Origin of the sequence: Micromonospora sp. RV43, assembly GCF_001029515.1 — a bacterium.
Classification (GTDB): Bacteria; Actinomycetota; Actinomycetes; order Mycobacteriales; family Micromonosporaceae; genus Micromonospora; species Micromonospora aurantiaca.
Map to the genome: position 1 here is coordinate 25,722 of NZ_LEKG01000049.1, position 15,687 is coordinate 41,408.

At 72.7% G+C, this 15,687-nt stretch carries 23 protein-coding genes; all 23 read right to left on the reverse strand.

All coding sequences use genetic code 11. From position 1 onward, the window contains the following. Position 1 precedes the first annotated feature (1 nt). On the reverse strand, positions 2 to 421 hold the full coding sequence (locus ABD52_RS14640; protein ID WP_053065378.1) for a hypothetical protein: 420 nt from the start codon (positions 419 to 421) through the stop codon (positions 2 to 4). Positions 422 to 424: 3 nt separating this feature from the next. Next, a complete protein-coding gene (locus ABD52_RS14645; protein ID WP_047892153.1) occupies positions 425 to 793 on the reverse strand; it encodes a hypothetical protein in 369 nt (122 codons plus the stop codon). 11 nt (positions 794 to 804) lie between these two features. Continuing rightward, positions 805 to 1,656: a hypothetical protein gene (locus ABD52_RS14650; RefSeq protein ID WP_235437465.1), complete on the reverse strand. Its 852-nt coding sequence runs from the start codon at positions 1,654 to 1,656 to the stop codon at positions 805 to 807. Then, complete coding sequence (locus tag ABD52_RS14655; RefSeq protein WP_030270616.1) at positions 1,653 to 2,510, reverse strand: hypothetical protein; 858 nt, start codon at positions 2,508 to 2,510, stop codon at positions 1,653 to 1,655. The genes ABD52_RS14650 and ABD52_RS14655 overlap by 4 nt, the downstream gene beginning before the upstream one ends. Positions 2,511 to 2,526: 16 nt before the next feature. Next, the gene (locus ABD52_RS14660; RefSeq protein ID WP_161801622.1) at positions 2,527 to 2,925 is read right to left on the reverse strand and encodes a hypothetical protein; all 399 of its coding nucleotides are present in this window, start codon (positions 2,923 to 2,925) and stop codon (positions 2,527 to 2,529) included. Positions 2,926 to 2,933: 8 nt separating this feature from the next. Continuing rightward, positions 2,934 to 3,233, reverse strand: a complete 300-nt coding sequence (locus ABD52_RS14665; RefSeq protein ID WP_047892155.1) for a hypothetical protein — start codon at positions 3,231 to 3,233, stop codon at positions 2,934 to 2,936. Positions 3,234 to 3,307: 74 nt separating this feature from the next. Beyond that, positions 3,308 to 3,712, reverse strand: coding sequence for a hypothetical protein (locus ABD52_RS14670; protein WP_047892156.1), 405 nt, complete (start codon positions 3,710 to 3,712; stop codon positions 3,308 to 3,310). Between the two features lie 76 nt (positions 3,713 to 3,788). Then, the gene (locus tag ABD52_RS14675) at positions 3,789 to 5,039 is read right to left on the reverse strand and encodes a phage major capsid protein (protein WP_047892157.1); all 1,251 of its coding nucleotides are present in this window, start codon (positions 5,037 to 5,039) and stop codon (positions 3,789 to 3,791) included. A 105-nt stretch (positions 5,040 to 5,144) separates the two neighbouring features. Next, the gene (locus tag ABD52_RS14680) at positions 5,145 to 5,837 is read right to left on the reverse strand and encodes a hypothetical protein (protein ID WP_152748244.1); all 693 of its coding nucleotides are present in this window, start codon (positions 5,835 to 5,837) and stop codon (positions 5,145 to 5,147) included. Beyond that, positions 5,834 to 5,971 carry a hypothetical protein gene (locus ABD52_RS39785; RefSeq protein WP_161801623.1) on the reverse strand — a complete coding sequence of 46 codons (138 nt, stop codon included), beginning with the start codon at positions 5,969 to 5,971 and terminating at the stop codon, positions 5,834 to 5,836. Before ABD52_RS39785 ends, ABD52_RS14680 begins: the two co-directional genes overlap by 4 nt. Further along, positions 5,968 to 7,272, reverse strand: a complete 1,305-nt coding sequence (locus ABD52_RS14685) for a phage portal protein (protein WP_053065379.1) — start codon at positions 7,270 to 7,272, stop codon at positions 5,968 to 5,970. The genes ABD52_RS39785 and ABD52_RS14685 overlap by 4 nt, the downstream gene beginning before the upstream one ends. A gap of 2 nt (positions 7,273 to 7,274) precedes the next feature. Next, entirely contained in the window at positions 7,275 to 7,559 is a 285-nt protein-coding gene (locus ABD52_RS39790; protein WP_047892159.1) for a hypothetical protein, read from the reverse strand. Between the two features lie 15 nt (positions 7,560 to 7,574). Then, a complete protein-coding gene (locus ABD52_RS14695; protein ID WP_161801624.1) occupies positions 7,575 to 9,392 on the reverse strand; it encodes a terminase large subunit in 1,818 nt (605 codons plus the stop codon). Continuing rightward, positions 9,361 to 9,849, reverse strand: coding sequence for a phage terminase small subunit P27 family (locus ABD52_RS14700; RefSeq protein ID WP_047892160.1), 489 nt, complete (start codon positions 9,847 to 9,849; stop codon positions 9,361 to 9,363). Before ABD52_RS14700 ends, ABD52_RS14695 begins: the two co-directional genes overlap by 32 nt. A 57-nt stretch (positions 9,850 to 9,906) precedes the next feature. Then, positions 9,907 to 10,242: a hypothetical protein gene (locus ABD52_RS14705; protein WP_047892161.1), complete on the reverse strand. Its 336-nt coding sequence runs from the start codon at positions 10,240 to 10,242 to the stop codon at positions 9,907 to 9,909. A 564-nt stretch (positions 10,243 to 10,806) separates the two neighbouring features. Beyond that, a complete protein-coding gene (locus ABD52_RS14710) occupies positions 10,807 to 11,157 on the reverse strand; it encodes a helix-turn-helix transcriptional regulator (RefSeq protein ID WP_030270641.1) in 351 nt (116 codons plus the stop codon). Continuing rightward, on the reverse strand, positions 11,148 to 11,627 hold the full coding sequence (locus ABD52_RS37470) for a hypothetical protein (protein WP_030270647.1): 480 nt from the start codon (positions 11,625 to 11,627) through the stop codon (positions 11,148 to 11,150). The genes ABD52_RS14710 and ABD52_RS37470 overlap by 10 nt, the downstream gene beginning before the upstream one ends. Positions 11,628 to 11,664: 37 nt before the next feature. Further along, positions 11,665 to 12,405, reverse strand: coding sequence for a hypothetical protein (locus tag ABD52_RS14720; protein WP_030270649.1), 741 nt, complete (start codon positions 12,403 to 12,405; stop codon positions 11,665 to 11,667). Positions 12,406 to 12,416: 11 nt separating this feature from the next. Then, positions 12,417 to 13,547: an HNH endonuclease gene (locus ABD52_RS14725; RefSeq protein WP_047892162.1), complete on the reverse strand. Its 1,131-nt coding sequence runs from the start codon at positions 13,545 to 13,547 to the stop codon at positions 12,417 to 12,419. A 114-nt stretch (positions 13,548 to 13,661) separates the two neighbouring features. Then, the gene (locus ABD52_RS14730) at positions 13,662 to 13,976 is read right to left on the reverse strand and encodes a hypothetical protein (protein WP_030270652.1); all 315 of its coding nucleotides are present in this window, start codon (positions 13,974 to 13,976) and stop codon (positions 13,662 to 13,664) included. Further along, on the reverse strand, positions 13,969 to 15,003 hold the full coding sequence (locus ABD52_RS38260) for a hypothetical protein (RefSeq protein ID WP_052166152.1): 1,035 nt from the start codon (positions 15,001 to 15,003) through the stop codon (positions 13,969 to 13,971). Before ABD52_RS38260 ends, ABD52_RS14730 begins: the two co-directional genes overlap by 8 nt. Beyond that, positions 14,996 to 15,385, reverse strand: a complete 390-nt coding sequence (locus ABD52_RS14740) for a hypothetical protein (protein ID WP_030270656.1) — start codon at positions 15,383 to 15,385, stop codon at positions 14,996 to 14,998. Before ABD52_RS14740 ends, ABD52_RS38260 begins: the two co-directional genes overlap by 8 nt. A 3-nt stretch (positions 15,386 to 15,388) precedes the next feature. Next, a partial coding sequence (locus tag ABD52_RS40195) for a hypothetical protein (protein WP_047892163.1) occupies positions 15,389 to 15,687 on the reverse strand: 299 nt, incomplete at its 5' end.

Genomic DNA, 15,687 nt, shown 5'->3' on the forward strand with positions numbered 1-15,687 from the left:
CCTACCCCTCTCCGCTGTCGAACCCGATGACCCGCACCGGCCACTCACCGCCGTAGAAGGTGACATCGCCGACCCGGTAGAGCCGGTGCCCCTGGAAGCGGCGCACGTGCAGGTCGTGGATCTGCCCGCCGAGGGTCGGCTCGGCCTCGAACGCGGCCTTGACGCTGACCGGACCGGCGGGACGCATGAACTGCTGGAGCCGGGCCTGGCCGGAGCGGTCGTCGGCGCGGGAGACCAGCAGCCGCACCAGCACCTCGGCGTCGACCAGGCCGCCGAAGCTCTGGTCGTAGTTGATGACCCACTCACCCACGTACAGGTGCGGCGGCTCGACCGAGTCCGGCACGAACGGGTCCGCTCGCAGGACCCCCGGCACCTTCCTGCCGGCGTCCGCGAGGCGCCCGGAGACCACGGCGAAGTCCACCGGTCAGCGGCCCTTGCTCTTCGCCGCGCCGCCCGGGAGCCGCGGGCTTTCCTCTTCCTCGGGGGGCAGGCTGGCCAGCGGAGCACGGCGGCGGGCGTCTGTCCCGACATGCTCGCCGGCGGCCGCGGCCTCCGCGAGGGCCGCCAGGTCGACCTGGCGGGCCCAGAACCGGCCCTGCGCGTCGATCGCGGCGACCGCGTCCGCGGCGCCGGCCTGCTCGGCGGCGGCGCGTTCGGCGTCGAGCCGGGCCAGGGTCTGCACCGCGATGATCTGCTGGTCGACGCGGTGCACCTCGGCCATCTGGCCGGCGGCCGTGTGCTCGTCGCGCTGACGAGCGAGCGCGGCCAGGATCGGATCGGTGTCTGTGCTCACGTGGCGGCTCCTCAGCGCAGGGTGAACGGGACGAGCAGGGTGGCCACGTCCGGGTCGACGCGGGCCATGCGCACGGCCCCGCCCCAGTCGGCGGACCCGAACACCCCCTCCGGGGTGTCCTTGCGCTTGTTGAGCCGGCTCGCCTGAAGCAGCGCCGCCTCGGCGACGGTGTCCGGCACCGCCGGCCACCCGGGCCGGGCGGTGATCCGCACCCGGCTGCGGCTGGTCCAGTTGCCGCGCAGCCCGGTCACGGGCCACCCCGGCCGGACCGGCTCCTCCGGCTCGAAGTCAGTGAAGGTGGTCCACGCCCCGGTGCGGCTGGTGCGCACCTGCACCACCAGGCCGGTGGTGTCGGCGATGTCGTCGACCAGCAGCAGCAGCCCGTCGGGGTTGTTGTCGTCGAGCAGGCGGCCCGCCGTGGGCATGCTGCGGGTGATGACCGTACGGCCGCGGTAGAAGAAGCGGCCACAGTGGTCGTCGATGCTGCGGCACGCCGCGGCCAGCTTCTGCCCCAGCAGCACGTCCCGCGTGGTGTCGGTGGGCGTGATCCCCAAGCTCTCCTTGAGCAGGGACAGCGGAATGTACGTGGGCGGAGCCGGGTCACCGACATCGACACTGCCGTGCGTGACGTCATCGACGAGGCCCGTCGCCGTCCACGTCCACGCCCACTGCCCGGCGGTGTCGGCCAGAAACGACGCGTCGTACACGCCGAGGGAGGACCGGGACACGGCCGGAGCCGGAGACAGCAGCGTGCCGTCGGGCCGGGTCACGACGACGGTCACGGTCGCGTCGGTCAGTGCGCCGTCGGCGTCGCGGACCCGGTGCCGCAGGTCGATCCGGTCACCCACATCGCGGCTGGTCACATCCACCTCCCGGCAGAGTCCGTGGTGAGTCGCCCGCCCGTGGTGTCCGTGACGATGCGGGCAGCGGCGCCCGACGACGACCCGGCCTGCCCCCACCAGCGCGCCCCCAGCGCGGGCAGCGCGGCGGTGAAAGCGGCGTCGTCGGCGGCGGCCGCGGCGATCTGGCCGGTGAGCGCGGGCAGCGTCGCGGTGAGCGCGGCGTCGGTGCCGAGGGCCGGCAGCTCGACCAGCAGCGCCAGCATCGACCCGGTCACATCCGAGGTGACCAGGTCACCGCCGTACGAGCCAGACGCGGCGGCCACCTGGTGGCCGGCGGCCGCGCGGATGTTCGCGTTGGCCGTGGGCCGGCTGGTCGCGTGGTCGACGGGCTTCGTGTACGCGCCCGGCAGCGTGATGACGGTCGGGATGGTGCTGGAGGCGACCCGGCAGTGAGCGGCAGCCACGAGCGCCGAGCCGGCGGCGACGCCCGGCAGCGTCGGCAAGGTCAGCGGACTGCCGGCCGCCGAGCTGACTGCGACCTGGGCGATGCCGCCGACGCCGCGCAGCACAACCATCGTCCACGCGCAGGTGATCGCGCCGGACGGGGTCAGGGTCGGCGGAGCGTCGCCGCTCTGAAGTTCTCGCGTCCACGCGTAGAGCCGCGAGTTGCTGCCCTCAGAAACCGGCCACGACGGGCCGGCCGGAGCCGACCAGCCCGCCGAGGGGGTCAGGGCCAGCGCCGCGCCGGACGGGTGCCCGAACAGCAGCGCGCGGTCGCCGGGCTGCCAGTCAGCGTGGAACGCCGTGGCGATCGGGGTACTGACGGTGCCGGCACCGGTGTTACCCGAGGCTGCACCCACGACGACGGCCGCCACCAGGATGCTCGCCCGGTCAGCCTGCGGGCATGGACACGGTGCCGCCCGTCAACCGCAGCGCCAGCCCGACGCTGACCGCTACGGTGTTCAGGGTCAGGTCACCGCCGCCACCCGTCGCCGAGCACGACCCGTCCATCACCGTGGCGCCTCCGGACGTCTTGGCACGCCACCAGCCCGCGTCACCGGCGGCCGCCCCCGCCGCCTGGAGCTGCGGAGTCACCACCAGCGCCGCTGCGCCGTTCGCTGCGGCATCGAACGCCGGGTTGTTGATGGTGAACGTGGCCAGCAACGTCCCGGTCGCGGCGTCAGCGGCGGTGGCCGGCTGCGCCCCGGTGCGGATCTCGACGGTGCCGCCGTTGAGCCGCCCACAGACGGCGTCGACGGCGGCGTTACGCGAGGCCGCGGGCAGCCGCACCGACATGGCTACTTACCGCCGCCGGCGTCGTCGCCAGCGCCGCCGTCTCCCTGGCCGTCGCCGTCTCCCTGGCCGTCCGGATTGCCGGTGCCGCCGTCGTTCTTGCCGCCCGCGGGCGGCTTCGCGCGGCCGCGGCCTCGGGCGGGCGCCTTGCCCGGCGCCTTCCCATCGGCCTCGTCGTCGCCCTCGGGCACCGCGTAGCCCTTGGCGATCAGATCCTTGGCCTCCTTGTCCGGCACCTCGGCGGTCGCGCCGGCGGCGATCGACCGCTCCGGGGTGGCGTAGAGGGTCTTCATGGTGATCCGCATGACGGATGTCCCCTTCCGTGGGGAAGGCCCGGCCGGTGAGGGCCGGGCCTTCCGGTCAGCGTGGTGTGGTGGGGTCAGGCCGGCCGCACGCGCGGCTTGCCGCGCACGACCGCCGCGGCGCAGGCCATCGTCGGCGTGGTGCCGGCCTTCGCCGTGATGGACACCCGCAGGTACCGCTTGATGCCCCGGTAGCCGATCTTGAAGACCTGGTTGTGGTTCGCCGAGGTCACGACCGGGGCCGTACCGTCCAGGTCGGCGGCCGGGACGACGGTGAACGCCGCGTTGTCGTCGGAGTGCTGCACCTCGAAGGTCAGCGACGCTCCGGCGCCGGTGATGGCGCCCGCGTCGATGCACACCACCGCCGCGTCGTACCCGGCCAGGTCCACCCCGCTGCCGTTGACCGGGACCGCCGGGTCGGCCTGGTTGGTCGCCTTCAGCGACTGCGCCAGGGCGAGGTCGTTCTTCAGGTCACTGCGCATGATCTCGTTTTCCTTCCTCGCCTCGGACGGCGATCGTGACGGTGCTGACCGACGCCAGCGGGAGTTGAGCGGTGGATCAGGCGGCGACCTTGAGGCGCACGAACGCCTCGGCCAGCACCGGCATGCCGTCGACCTCGCGGCGGCCGATGAACCCGACCTGGTTGGCCTCGGCGTACAGCTCCACCAGCCGCTGGATCTCCAGGTTCAGAGCGTCGGCGATGTGGTAGAAGCTGAAGTCGGCGATCATGCCGACGTAGCCGTTGGCGGTGATGGTGTTCGGCGCGTACTCCGACACCACGTAGGGGACCTCGAGGATCGTGTCCGGCTGGTCGGACAGGCCGGCCTTCCAGATGTACTGCCCGTCGGTGGTCTTGAGCTTGCGGATCGTCTTGACCAGGTCGCGGTGGTAGAGCCACCGGGCCCGCCGCCAGTAGGCGGCCTTCAGCGCGTACTTCGCGTCGATCAGCTGATCGGCGACGGTGAAGCTGCCCGCCGCGGTGGGGATGCTGCCACCGGTACCGATCGCCACGTCTCGGGAGGTGGGGATGCCGGCGCTGCTGGCGGTGAAGACGCCCAGGGGCTTCTTGTTGCCGTCGCCGACCATGTACGCCTTCTCCTCGGAGACGGCGAACTTGTAGGCCAGGCGCTCGCGGACCAGGTTCTCGGCCCGGTTCGCGGTCAGCCGCAGCAGCTTGCGGGAGATCTTGGTCCGCTTCGCCAGGGGGTTGGGGGTCAGCTCCCGCTTGCCCAGGCGCAGCGCGTCGTCCTGACTGCCGGTGCCGACCTCGCTGGTCCACTCGGCGTCGTTCATGTCGGTGTCCAGCGTCGGGATGCCGAGGCTCGCCGCCTCGGTGAGCCGGTGCACCGTGGCCAGGCCGCGCAACTGCACGGCGTCGTCGACGGCCTGCACCAGCTCGGTGACGAACTGCTGCGGGGCGACCAGGTAGCCGCCCTCCGGGTCCGAGCCGGCGATCAGCGTGCGGGACTGCTCCGGCGACAGCGACGCGCGGCCGCCGACTAGGTACTGGCGGAACGCGCGCATCTGCGCGTCGCCGCCGTCGGGGCCGTTGCGCTCCCCGCCGTCGCGGTCGTCGTCGCGGCCGGGCTGGTCGCCGGGCTCGTCGTCGATGCGCCGCTCCTTCGCGCGCAGCTTCTCCTCGCGCTCGATCTGGGCGTCGCAGCCGTCGACCTGCTCCATGAGCCGGTCGAACTTCGTCGACTCCTCGGCGGTCAGGTTCCGGCCGCCGTCGTTCTCCGCGGCGGTGAGGATGTCGCGGGCCTGCTTCGCGAGGCCCGCGCGCTCCTGCCGCTTGGCGTTGATGTCCACGCCGTTCGTCCTTTCTCGGGTGTGGTGACTGCCGCCCGGCAGGGGCGGAGGTGGTGCAGGCCGGCGACGGCGGAGGGCTTCCCGGACCCCGCCGTCGCCGGCGGTCTACAGCGCGCCGGCCAGCTGGAGGCGGCGGCGCACGGTGTCCAAGGCGCGGCCGCTGCTCTCGGCGGCCAACGCCAGCGGCGCGGGGTCGGCCGCGGCGGGCTGGCCGGTCCGGTCGAGCAGCTGCCGCAGCGCGGCGATGCCGTCGGCGTCGAGCCGGTGCAGCAGACCGCGGACGCTGTCGAGCAGCTGCTCGTCGACGGCCAGGCCGCCGGCGCGGCCGGACTCGACCACCGCGTTGGCGTCCATCGGCAGCGGCACCGACGACAGCTCGTACAGCTCCCAGTCCACGGCGACGCCGCCGCGCCAGTAGTCCTGGGTCTTCGGGTCCTCCCACTCGAAGACCGAGAATCCGATCGACACGGCGTTGAGGAACCCGTCGCGGTACTTACGTTCGACGGTGACCGCGAAGTCGTCCTTGCGGTCGAACTCGATGTCGAACATCAGCCGCTTCTTGTCGTCGACCTCCGTCTTGATCGAGCGGCCGATCGGCAGGGAGTCGCGGCCCCAGTAGCGGTGCCCGTAGCCGAAGACGGGGTTCGCGCGGTACCGGTCGAGGCGGGCGCCGTCCATCTTCAGCGAGATGCCGTCGCCCTTCTCGCCCTCGGTCGCGCCGATGAACCGCAGCGGGCCGTCCGGGTCCGCGTTGGTGTCGCGGACCATGAACGCCCGGTGGAAGGCCATCTGCTTCAACGGTTCACCTCCGGTCGTGCCTGGCGGTCGCGGGGCGCGGCCGGCTGCTGCCGGTCCGCCGGCGGCCGGCTCTGGCGGCGGCCGCGCACGTCGTCGTCGCGGTCCTGGTCGTGGGTGGGCTGCTCGTCGCTCACGTGGTGTGCTCCGTCGCGTTGCAGGTGCAGCCCGGGTGCACCGGGCAGGCCCGCCCCGGCTGCGGCGGGTCGTTCGGGGCCGGCGCCGGCTGCATGTTCAGCGGCACCAGGTACGTCTCGCCCCGGCCGTCGGGCAGCGGGTTCTCGTTCTCCCGCTCGCGGATGTCGTCGCCGGACAGCCAGCCCCAGTTCCGGCCGATCGCGTACGCCTCGTAACGGGACTTCAGGTCGCCGCGGGTGATCGCATCGACGATGTGCTCGGCGAAGAACCGCGGCCGTTCCCGCTCGGTGAGCAGCCGCATGTTCGTGTACTGCTCCCACGTGACCAGCCAGCCGAGCAGGGTGTCCTGGAGGTACTCCAGCGACTGCCACTCGATGTTGGAGAACGTGGCACGCTCCAGGTCACCGATCTTGTGTGGGGGCAGGCGCAGCCACCGGCACATCTCGTTGACCTGAAGCTTTCGGGTCTCCAGGAACTGGGCATCCTCCGGCGGGATGCCGATGTCCTGCCACTCCAGCCCTTCCTCAAGGATCGCGACCCGCTGGGCGCGGTCCAGGCCGCGGTGCAGGTTCTCCCAGTCGGCCTGGAGCCGCTTGTGGCCCTCCGGCGACATCTTCTTCGCCGTCTTCAGCACACCACCCGGACGGGCGCCGTTGGAGAAGAACGAGTTGCCGAACTGCTCGGTGGCCAGGCCCATCCCGATGGACTGCCGGGCCAGCTTCACCACGCTGTAGCCGCGGATCCCGTCGTAGCCGAGCCCGCCGATCGGCAGGACCTCGTCGGGGAACAGCCGGGTGTAGATGCCGTTGACGTCGTCGACGTACCGGTAGGTGACCTTCAGCTTCCCCGGCCCGGTGCGCGTGACCTCCGGAGTGATCCGGTCCGGGCGGATCGGCCACACCTCGGTGACCTCACCGCGACCGTTACGCAGCACGTGCGCGTACCCGGTGCCCCACGTCAGCGCGTGCCCCTGGAGCGTCCGCTTGAACACAACCGGCGGCATGATCTCGTTCGGCTGGTCGTGCAGCACCCGGTAGACCCGGTGCTCCCGGGCCCGCCGCTTGCCCCGCTCCAGGCGCTCGTACAGCGGCAGCGGCAGCTTCCCGACATCGGTGGCGATCGCGTTCACCCCGGCGAAGAACGGGCTGTAGTGCAGCGCCGTGTCCTCCGACACCCACGGCCCGGACGCCGTCGACGAGCCGCCGGTGAACCACTCCTCCACCCACTTCTCCGGGGTGGCCACCCCGGACGCGCCGGTGGAGGACGCCCGCTGCGACAGCACCGAGCGGAAGAAACCCACGGTCAGCTCCCGGCCCCACGCCGCCGCGCGTCCGGCTCACCGGCGGCGGCCGCGGGCAACGCCGCGGCGATCCCGACGACGAACACCAGCGCGCCGACGACCGACAGCGCCACCCCCAGCGACCACCACAGGGCCAGGCCCACGCCGAGCAGCACCAGCCCGACCAGCACCACCAGGTCGACCCGGTCGACGCCGGCGGCGACCCGGGCGCCGGCGGACCGGGCCGCGGTGGCCACCAGGCCGTCCCGGCCAGCCGGGACGACCTCGGTCGTGGTTTCCTCGCTCACAGGTCCTCCCAGGGGTCAGCCGACCGAGGCCAGGCCGCGGTAGTCCAGGACGTCGTCCTCACCACCGCGCATCTGCCCGTCGATGGCGAAGAACAGCGCCGGCATGCCGTCGATACGCACGTGCTCCTTGCGGCGGTCCGGCTTCACCGGCCGCACCCGGTCCGGATCGTCGGCCGGGCTCTTGCCCTTCAGGTGCTCGGCCATCCACCGGGCCACCGGGTTGCCGCCGTGCGCGTACTCCCGGGCGTGCAGCGCCCGGGTGAACTCCGTCATCGGCCCGGTCATCCGGTCGTACGTCGTCGACGACTCGTAGCACTCCAGGCCGGTGCGCTCGACGATCTCCTGCCGCACCGGCTCACCCGACCACTTGTCGTACGTGACGTCGGCGATCGCGAACAGGCCGTGGTCTTCCTCGATCCCGTCGTAGATCGAGGTGTAGTCGATGACGTTGCCCTCGGTCACCGTGATCCACCCGGCGTCGCACCACTGCTGGAACGCCCCGTCGGTGTGCTCCGACAGGCCCGGCACCACCGCCTCGGGCACCCAGAACCGCCACCGGATCGACCCGTCATCGAACAGCAACGCCCACGCCGTCAGGTCCAACTTGCTCGACAGGTCCAGACCGGCCCAGCACTTGCGGCCGGCCAGCTGCCCGTCGCGCCACGTCGGGTTGGCCGCCAGCTCGCCGGCGTTGGCGTCCCACAGGTCCAGCGGGACGTAGCGGTACAGCTGCTGGACCCGCTGGTTGAGCTGGAACTGGCGGAACGCCTTCTCCTTCGCGGCGTTCGTCTTCGCCGCCAGCGCGTGCCGGCGCAGCGCCTCCCGGCTTTTGAACTGATCGAGGGCCGGGTTGGCCCACTTCCAGTTCCGCTCATCCCACGGATCGGTCGACACCGGCAGGTGCGGGTGGCCCTTGAAGACGCGGTGCAGCCGCGCCAGCTCCTGCGCGGTGGCCGGGGCCTTGCGGATGAAGGTGAACACGTGCGGGGCGCGCCGCGGATCCTCCTGGACCTTCTCCGCTTCGTCGATCAGCGACGCGCCGAAAGAGTGGGGCTCGTCGGTCTCCGTGGAGGTGGCGAACAGCAGTTCCTGCTCGCGGGCGCCGTCGGCGGTGTCCATCGCCTCCCACAGCGACCCGTCCGGCTGCGACAGCACCTCGTCCAGGTTGAAGCCGTGCGGGTTGTGGCCCAGCTCGCCCTTCGCGTCGGAGGTGATCACCTCGTAGATCGACCCGGACTTCTCGTCGACCAGCCGGCGCTCGTTCTTGTAGTACTTCAACCGCCGCGCCAGCACCGGGGACAGCTGCACCATCCGCAGCGCCGGGCCGAACACCTTCTCGGCCTGCTTGGTGTCCTTGGCCGCGTTGTAGACCTCGGCGGCTTCCTCGTCGTCGCCGACGAACAGCAGCAGCTGGATGGCCGCCGCGATCTCGCTCTTGCCGTTCTTGCGGCCGACGATGATGAACGCCCGCCGGTACCGGCGCACGTACCGCTGCCACTCCGTCGACCAGATCACCTCGCCGAACAGCGGCCGGATGATCTCGTGTTCCTGCCACGTGCGCAGCACGAACGGCTTGCGCCGGTACGGGCCCTTGATGTGGCGCAGCAGCTCGGCCGGGAACGCCACCGCACGGTCCGCCCGCGGCTGGCAGTAGTGCGCCCCCTTCTTCGCGCAGCTGGTGTCCCGGAACGTGTACCCGCAGACCGGGCCCTTGCGGTCACGCGGCCGCCACCGCTTGTCGTGATCCGGGATCGGATCGTCGACCGGGCCCGGCCGGGCCCGCGACCGCGACCGCGGCGCGCTAGCCGGTGAGGAGGTCCTCGTGCGGGTCACGCCGGCCATCCCCACCCGTCAGCTGCGCCCGGTCCGACGGCGTCAGCCCGAACCGCGCCGCCCAGCTCTGCAACTGCCGGTCGGCCTGGCCGAGCACCACCGTCCACGGGTTCCGGGTGACCCGGTGGCCGGTCTGCTTGCCGTTCTTGTCGAACACCGGCAGCTGCACGACCTCGCCCTCGGTGGCGAGCGCCTCGGCGGCCTTGCGCCGGCGAGCGGCGGCGTCGCACGTCACCGCGAACGCCTCCACGTCCCAGGCCGTCAGCACGCCCTTGCGGATCAGGTCCGGGGCGTACTCCTCCCAGATCGCCACCGCCTCGTCGCCCAGCCACGCCGGCGGCTCGATCTCCCGCGCCGCCGGCGACGGCACCGGCTCGTCGGTGTTCACCCGGTCGGCCCGGGTGCCCCGGACCAGCTTCAGCGCGGTCGGCGCCGGCTTCGGACCACGACTACCCACTGTGGACACCTCCCCGGATACGGCGAATGTCGAAACTCGTCAGCGTGAAAAGGCACCTCAGCGCGGGGTAGACAGGTCTTCACCAGCAGGGATTTGACCCGCCCCTCCCACCGGGGCATCGACACCGACCGAACGGATACCCGGCTCGCCGACCCAGTCGTCCGCATCGAGCAGCACGGGCGGCGAGTAGACCGCCATCGTGGCGACGTTCGCCACCAGCACCACCGTGACGCCGGGCAGCATCGCTTCCAGCTGCTCCTTCGCCTGGCGTGCCACGGCGTTGCTCGGGTTGCCCGCCAGCCCGACCACCAGCGTGTCACCGTGCTGGACCACCAGGCCCGCACACGGCAGCATCGTGATCGACTGCTCGGCCGGCACCAGCGGATGAGTCATGGTCGCCTCCTGTTCCAGCCGCCCGGCTGACGCTTCGCCTTGTCCACCCGATCGCAGGGCTGACACAACCCACGACCCCGATCCGGATCGTTCGCGTCCAGCCCTCGCGCCACCAGCTCCCGGCGGCTCAGCGGCCAGTGGTCAGCCACCACACTCGGCCGCGCCTCGCACAGCACACAGATCGGATCCCGGGCCAGCACGCCAGCGCGGAAGACGTCACGGTGCTGCTGGTCGTAGCCACGCTCCGCCGGGCTGCCCCGACGCTGATCCGCGGCCCGGGCCAACCGGCCTCGACAGCCGGGGCACTTCCCGCCGTCGTCACCGGGCCTGCCTCGGCAGCCCGTCGTCGTGCACCGCCTCGGCGCCCGGGTCGGCATCCACTCACCCCCGCATACGACGACCGCCCCGGACGGGGGCCGGGGCGGTCGCCGGGCCGGGCTGGTGCCCGACACTGCCATGCGCCGTACGCGCAAACGGTAGATCGTGGCGCAGGACAGAATCCTGCACCGCGATCATGCACCGGAATCGGACATCTTGGCAAGCTGAGGCTCTCCGACGCGCCGCTCAGGGGTTCTCGCTCATCCAGGCGCCGCCGCGGCCTGCGTGCCCGGATCGGACCCGCTTGGCCTGCGCGGCCCTGCTCGCGGTCTGCCCCTCGGCGGGCTGACTCAGGACGGCGATCGCAAGGAGCACCCTGAACGGCACCGCCGCGCGGCCCGTCTCGTAGACGCACACCCGCTGGCCCTTGATGCCGAGGAGCCGTCCGGCCTGCTCCTGGGTGAGGCCGGCCTGGCGGCGCCATTCGCGGATGCGCCACATGCCGCCGGTCACCTCGGGTGGGCCGTTGGTGACACGTGCGCGGACGTGCCGATAGCCGGGCACGCGGTTCAGGTCGGGGTCGTTGGTCATCGCCATCGGGCCTCCTTCTGGACGCTGTCGAGGTATTCGGCGAGGGTGTTCAGGAACTCGGGCAGGGCGGGGATGCCGTCGGTGTCGCCGTCGGCGATGCGTTTGCGGATCCGGTCGATGGTTTCGGCGAGGCGCGTGACGCCCCCGATGTATCCGCGGCGGGACCGGTCGGCGGAGCGGCCGTAGTTGTCGGCGGAGGCGAGCTGCTTCTCCAGGCCGTCGATGATGTGGCCGTGTTCGGCGCAGTCGAGGGCGCGGGCAGACGCCTCCCGCTCGCGGCGTTCCCCGTCGACCTTCACGTGCGCCCAGGCGTCCCGGTAGTACTCGACCCGGTCGGCGCAGTCGGTGAGGGCCTGCTCGACGAGGTCGACGTTCCAGCCTTCGCGGCGGGCGGTGTGCAGCAGGCGGACGGCGGCGTCGCGGCGGGTGCCGAGGGCGACGTCGATGGCGTTGTCGACGGCGGCCTGCCGGATCAACCGCTCATCTCCGGTCCCAGCCCGAGGCGGGGTCGGCTCACTCACCGCTGTTGCCCTCCCGTACCGACCAGGCGCCGCCGCGGCCCGCGTGCCCGGACCGGACACGCTCGGCCTGCACGGCCCGGCTGGTGGTCTGCGCCTCGATGTGCTGAGCCAGCACGCGGATGCTGCCGTCGCTGTCGTCCCAGATCGACAGGCAGCCGGCGCAGTACGCCGCCCGCCGGACGACGTTGACGCGCAGGGTGTCCCGGCGGCCGCACGTCACCACCGGGCACGTCGCCCGCGGCCGGTACGGCTCGCTGATCCACCCGATCAAGGCCTGCGCCCGCACGTGCCACCGCCGCATCGCCCCGGCCAGCGCGGCCGCCACAACGTCGTCCAGGACGCGAGGCTCGGCGGCCGCCGCGGCGAGCTGCCGGACGGTGGCCTGGACCGTGTCGCGGTGACCCAGGCCCAGGTTGGCCGTCCACCGGGCCGCGTCGGTGCTGATCGTGGCGTGCAGTGCGAGGGCCTCCCAGGTGCCGGGGGGCCGGGACTGCGGGACCGGGCGGGCGCCCTGGACGTCGTCGGGCGAGGTGACGCCGTACGCGGCCGCGTCTGCGAGCTGGACGAGCAGCCCGTCCTGCTCGGTGGAGTGGACGCCGGTGAGCTTGATCCGGCCGCCGCGGGTGCGGGTGTAGGCGGGGGTCTGGGTGCGGTAGGTGTCGGCCAGCTCGTGGGCGTAGCCGGCGATTTCGGCGACGACCAGGTGGCGGGTGTTGGTGGTCTGGTCAGCCATGGTGGTGGTCCTCAGGGCGCGGTGGAGTGAGCGGGGGGCCAGGGCGTGCGCGGCGGGCTCGTCTTCCTCTTTTGCGGTTGGTCGGGAGGGAGGGGTCGGGAGCGCCCGACCCGTCCCGTCCCGTCCCGACCCGACCCGGGGCCCTGGCCGTTGGAGGCTTGGGTCCTGACGATCCGGCCGGTTTCCGGCCGGGGTCCGGCCGGGGGTGTTGATCTTGCTTGCGCGGTGTGGCGGTGGTGCCGTCGCGCGGTGCGCGGTGTCCCGGGTCGGCGGCCGGGGTCGCGCGGGTAGCGCGGTGTCCCGGCGGTGGTGCCGGGGTCGCGCTGGTGGTGCGAGCGCGGTGTCCCGGGGCCGGGGTCGCGCTGGGTGCCGGGTGGCTGGCTGCTGCCCGGTGGGTGGGCGTGGTCCGGCTGGGTGTCGGGTCGCGCGGGGTCGATGCGGGGTCCGCCGGGCGGTGCCGGGGGTCGCGGGCCGGTGCTCAGGGGCACCTGGTGGCCGTGGTTGGCGAGGTGCTCCACGGTGGTCTTGCCGTAGTAGGGGCTGGTGGGTGCGGGCAGGGTGTGCCAGCGGTTGGGCTGGGGGTCCTTGCCGCGGCGGCCGTTGCAGTGGTTGCAGCAGACCACCAGGTCGTCGGGGCCGCGGGCGGCCTGGCCGGGGTGGCGGTGGTCGTAGGTTCCGGCGAGGGCGCCGGTGCGGGCGTCCCAGTTGACGATGCGGCCGCAGTAGCGGCAGGCGTCACCGTCGCGGAGCCGGACCGGGACGGTCAGGATCGGGTTGCCGTTGTCGTTCTTGCGCTGGCGCTCCCACTCGATCTCGGCGCGTAGGCGGATGTGGAACAGGTGTTCGGAGTCGTCGGCGAGTAGCCATCCGCCGTCGATGCGGGTCCAGAAGCCGGCCCGCTCGGCCCACGCGGCGAGGCGCTGCCACTGCGGGCCGCCGTAGAGGGCGACGGTGCCGTCCGGGACGACGTAGTCGGTCTCCTGTCCGGCGGAGTAGGTGGCGCACAGCCACACGAGGCCGGCGACGGCGGGCAGGCGCAGGTCCCAGCCGTCCAGGTCGTCGTCCGGGCCGCGCGCCCAGGCGAGGGGCGCGAGGACGGCGGGGTGCTGGTTGCTGTTGTCGGACGACTTCAGCCACGCCACGCAGCCACCCCCTTAGTGATCAACATCTATGGTTCTCCCGGTAGCACTCGGCGCGGCCACCGCCTGGGGTGGCCGCGCCGAGGTTGAGCAGACGGCGGAACGGCAGACGCGCCGCTACGCAGGTGGATCCGGTGCGCCCGGAGGCTCCGAGGCCACGTCCAGGGGCTCGGGCGGGTCGGGGCGTTCGGTCCAGCGCGCCGTCAGGCGCACCAGGCGGCCGCCGTTGGTCTGGTGCTCGATCAGTGTGGTGCCGGGCGCGCCAGCGGCGTCGAGTGCCCGAGCGAAGTCGCGGATGACGCTGGCGTCGCTGCCGTGGATGCTGCGCACCACGACCGCTGTTTCCTCTACGACTTCCGGCTCGCCGTCGCCCCACGCCTGGGAGCAGGTGCGGGTCACCTTGCGCTGCTCGAAGCGGACAATCTCAGCCACGGCTGTCCTCCTCGGCGGCGCCGTTCTCAAGCCGACGGTCGTTGGCCTCCACGGCGGCGACCGCCACCGCGGCGAGCTGCACCCACTCGGCGCGCAACGTGGCCGGGTCGCTGACGGTGGCCTCCAGGACCTCGGCCATCTCCTCAATGGCGATACCCACCCAGGTGGGTCCGTGGTGGCCGGCCTCCTGCCGGCAGTTGTAGCGAGCACGCGAGGCCACCGGGATCTCGTAGTACTCCGACAGTCGCCGCGCTACCTCGGCGGGCTCGCCCCACCACTCGCCAGCCCCATCTGTGAGCCGGCCGAGGATGTCCGGGTGAGCGTCCGGGTGGTTCTGCTCGCCCCACTTCGCGTCCTGCCGCCGCCGCTCGGCCAGCACTTCGGCCAGCACCTCGTAGATGGTGCCGGGGAACGTCGTCTCGATCGGCCCGGCGCTGGCGGCGTGCTCGGCCAGCAGGGTCACCCAGACGTCCCACGTGGCCGAGGGAACGCCCTCGCCTCTGTTGATGCGCATCAGCCACTTGAGGGCGGCAGCGAACCGGTCCGCGAGATCGCCCTGGGGGCGAGGGCGGAGCAGCCGCACCAGCTCGGTGGCCAGCGGGTAACTCGGGCTCGTCACCGCGCTGTCCGGCCACGCCGCATACCAGCCGTCCAGCAGCATCTCGATCGCCTCGGCCCGCTCGGCGTCGTCCACGGCGGAGTAGAGGCTGCGGCCGACGTTCGCCAGGAGGCCCTCGAAGACGTCCTGCCCCCGGGCCGCGGCCCGCTCGTTGCCAGGGCAGCCGGCGTACCGGTGCCGCTCGCCCGGCTCGACGGAGCAGTCATCGCAGCCCTGCTCGGCCACGCCCGGCTCCGCGGCGCCGGGCACCGCGTCGGCGTACGCCCGGGCGAGGTTGCGGAGGGCGTTGTGGGCGGTGGCCACCTGCTCGTTGAGAGCCTTGATGGTGGCCTTGTGGGAGGTGAGCTGCCGGCGGAGGCATGCGGCCTCGTCATCCTGGCCGGGCTCCGGCCGGGCGTCCTCAGCCATGCTTCGCCTCCCGCTCTGCCCGCGCCATGTCACAGACCCGGGCGTAGGTGGCCGGGTCACGCTGGCCGGCCGGGATCGCCGTGAGCATCCGCATCCGGGCGAGCAGCGCCGCGGTGGCGCCGAACTGGCGGCGGTGGCCGCAGCCCACGCACAGCCCGTACGGCCGGCCCTGCGAGTCCGCGTCGCTGCACAGTGGCGCCATGCACAGGCACATCCGGTGCTCGGCGCGGAACGTGGCCCAGCAGGCGAGCGCTCGGGCGGCGTAGTGCTTGATCCAGGTCGTGCGGTTCGCGCCTTCGCGCGACGTAGGGGCGGGGGCGATGCGCTCGGCGGTGTTGATCGGAGATTCGGGGGGCGTGTCGGGCGACGGCTTGATGCCCATCGTCTATTCCTCGGCGGGTTCGGTGGTCGGGTGAGCGGCCAGGTAGGCGTCCATCACGGTGCGGGGGATCCGGCCGAGGGCCGGCACCTCGCCCCAGAGCGGGGGCGGCTGCGCGCCCGGCGGCGGTGGCGGCACGTACGGCCGCATGGCCGCGGTCGTCCCGGCCAGCGGCGACGGCGACCTGGGCCACGGCGGCGGCGAAGGGCCGGTCAGGCCAGGGTGTTCAGCGCCTGTGAGGTCGTAGAAGCCGCCGAAGAACTCGTACTCGTCGCCGTCGACGTACGCCTGGTACTCGTCGTCGT

Bases quoted from the DNA above. Each gene is read 5' to 3' on its own strand.
- ABD52_RS14665 (WP_047892155.1), bottom strand. From the start codon at position 3,233: ATGCGGATCACCATGAAGACCCTCTACGCCACCCCGGAGCGGTCGATC.
- ABD52_RS14670 (WP_047892156.1), bottom strand. From the start codon at position 3,712: ATGCGCAGTGACCTGAAGAACGACCTCGCCCTGGCGCAGTCGCTGAAG.
- ABD52_RS14705 (WP_047892161.1), bottom strand. From the start codon at position 10,242: ATGACTCATCCGCTGGTGCCGGCCGAGCAGTCGATCACGATGCTGCCG.
- ABD52_RS14710 (WP_030270641.1), bottom strand. From the start codon at position 11,157: ATGGCGATGACCAACGACCCCGACCTGAACCGCGTGCCCGGCTATCGG.
- ABD52_RS14720 (WP_030270649.1), bottom strand. From the start codon at position 12,405: ATGGCTGACCAGACCACCAACACCCGCCACCTGGTCGTCGCCGAAATC.
- ABD52_RS38260 (WP_052166152.1), bottom strand. From the start codon at position 15,003: ATGGCTGAGGACGCCCGGCCGGAGCCCGGCCAGGATGACGAGGCCGCA.
- ABD52_RS14740 (WP_030270656.1), bottom strand. From the start codon at position 15,385: ATGGGCATCAAGCCGTCGCCCGACACGCCCCCCGAATCTCCGATCAAC.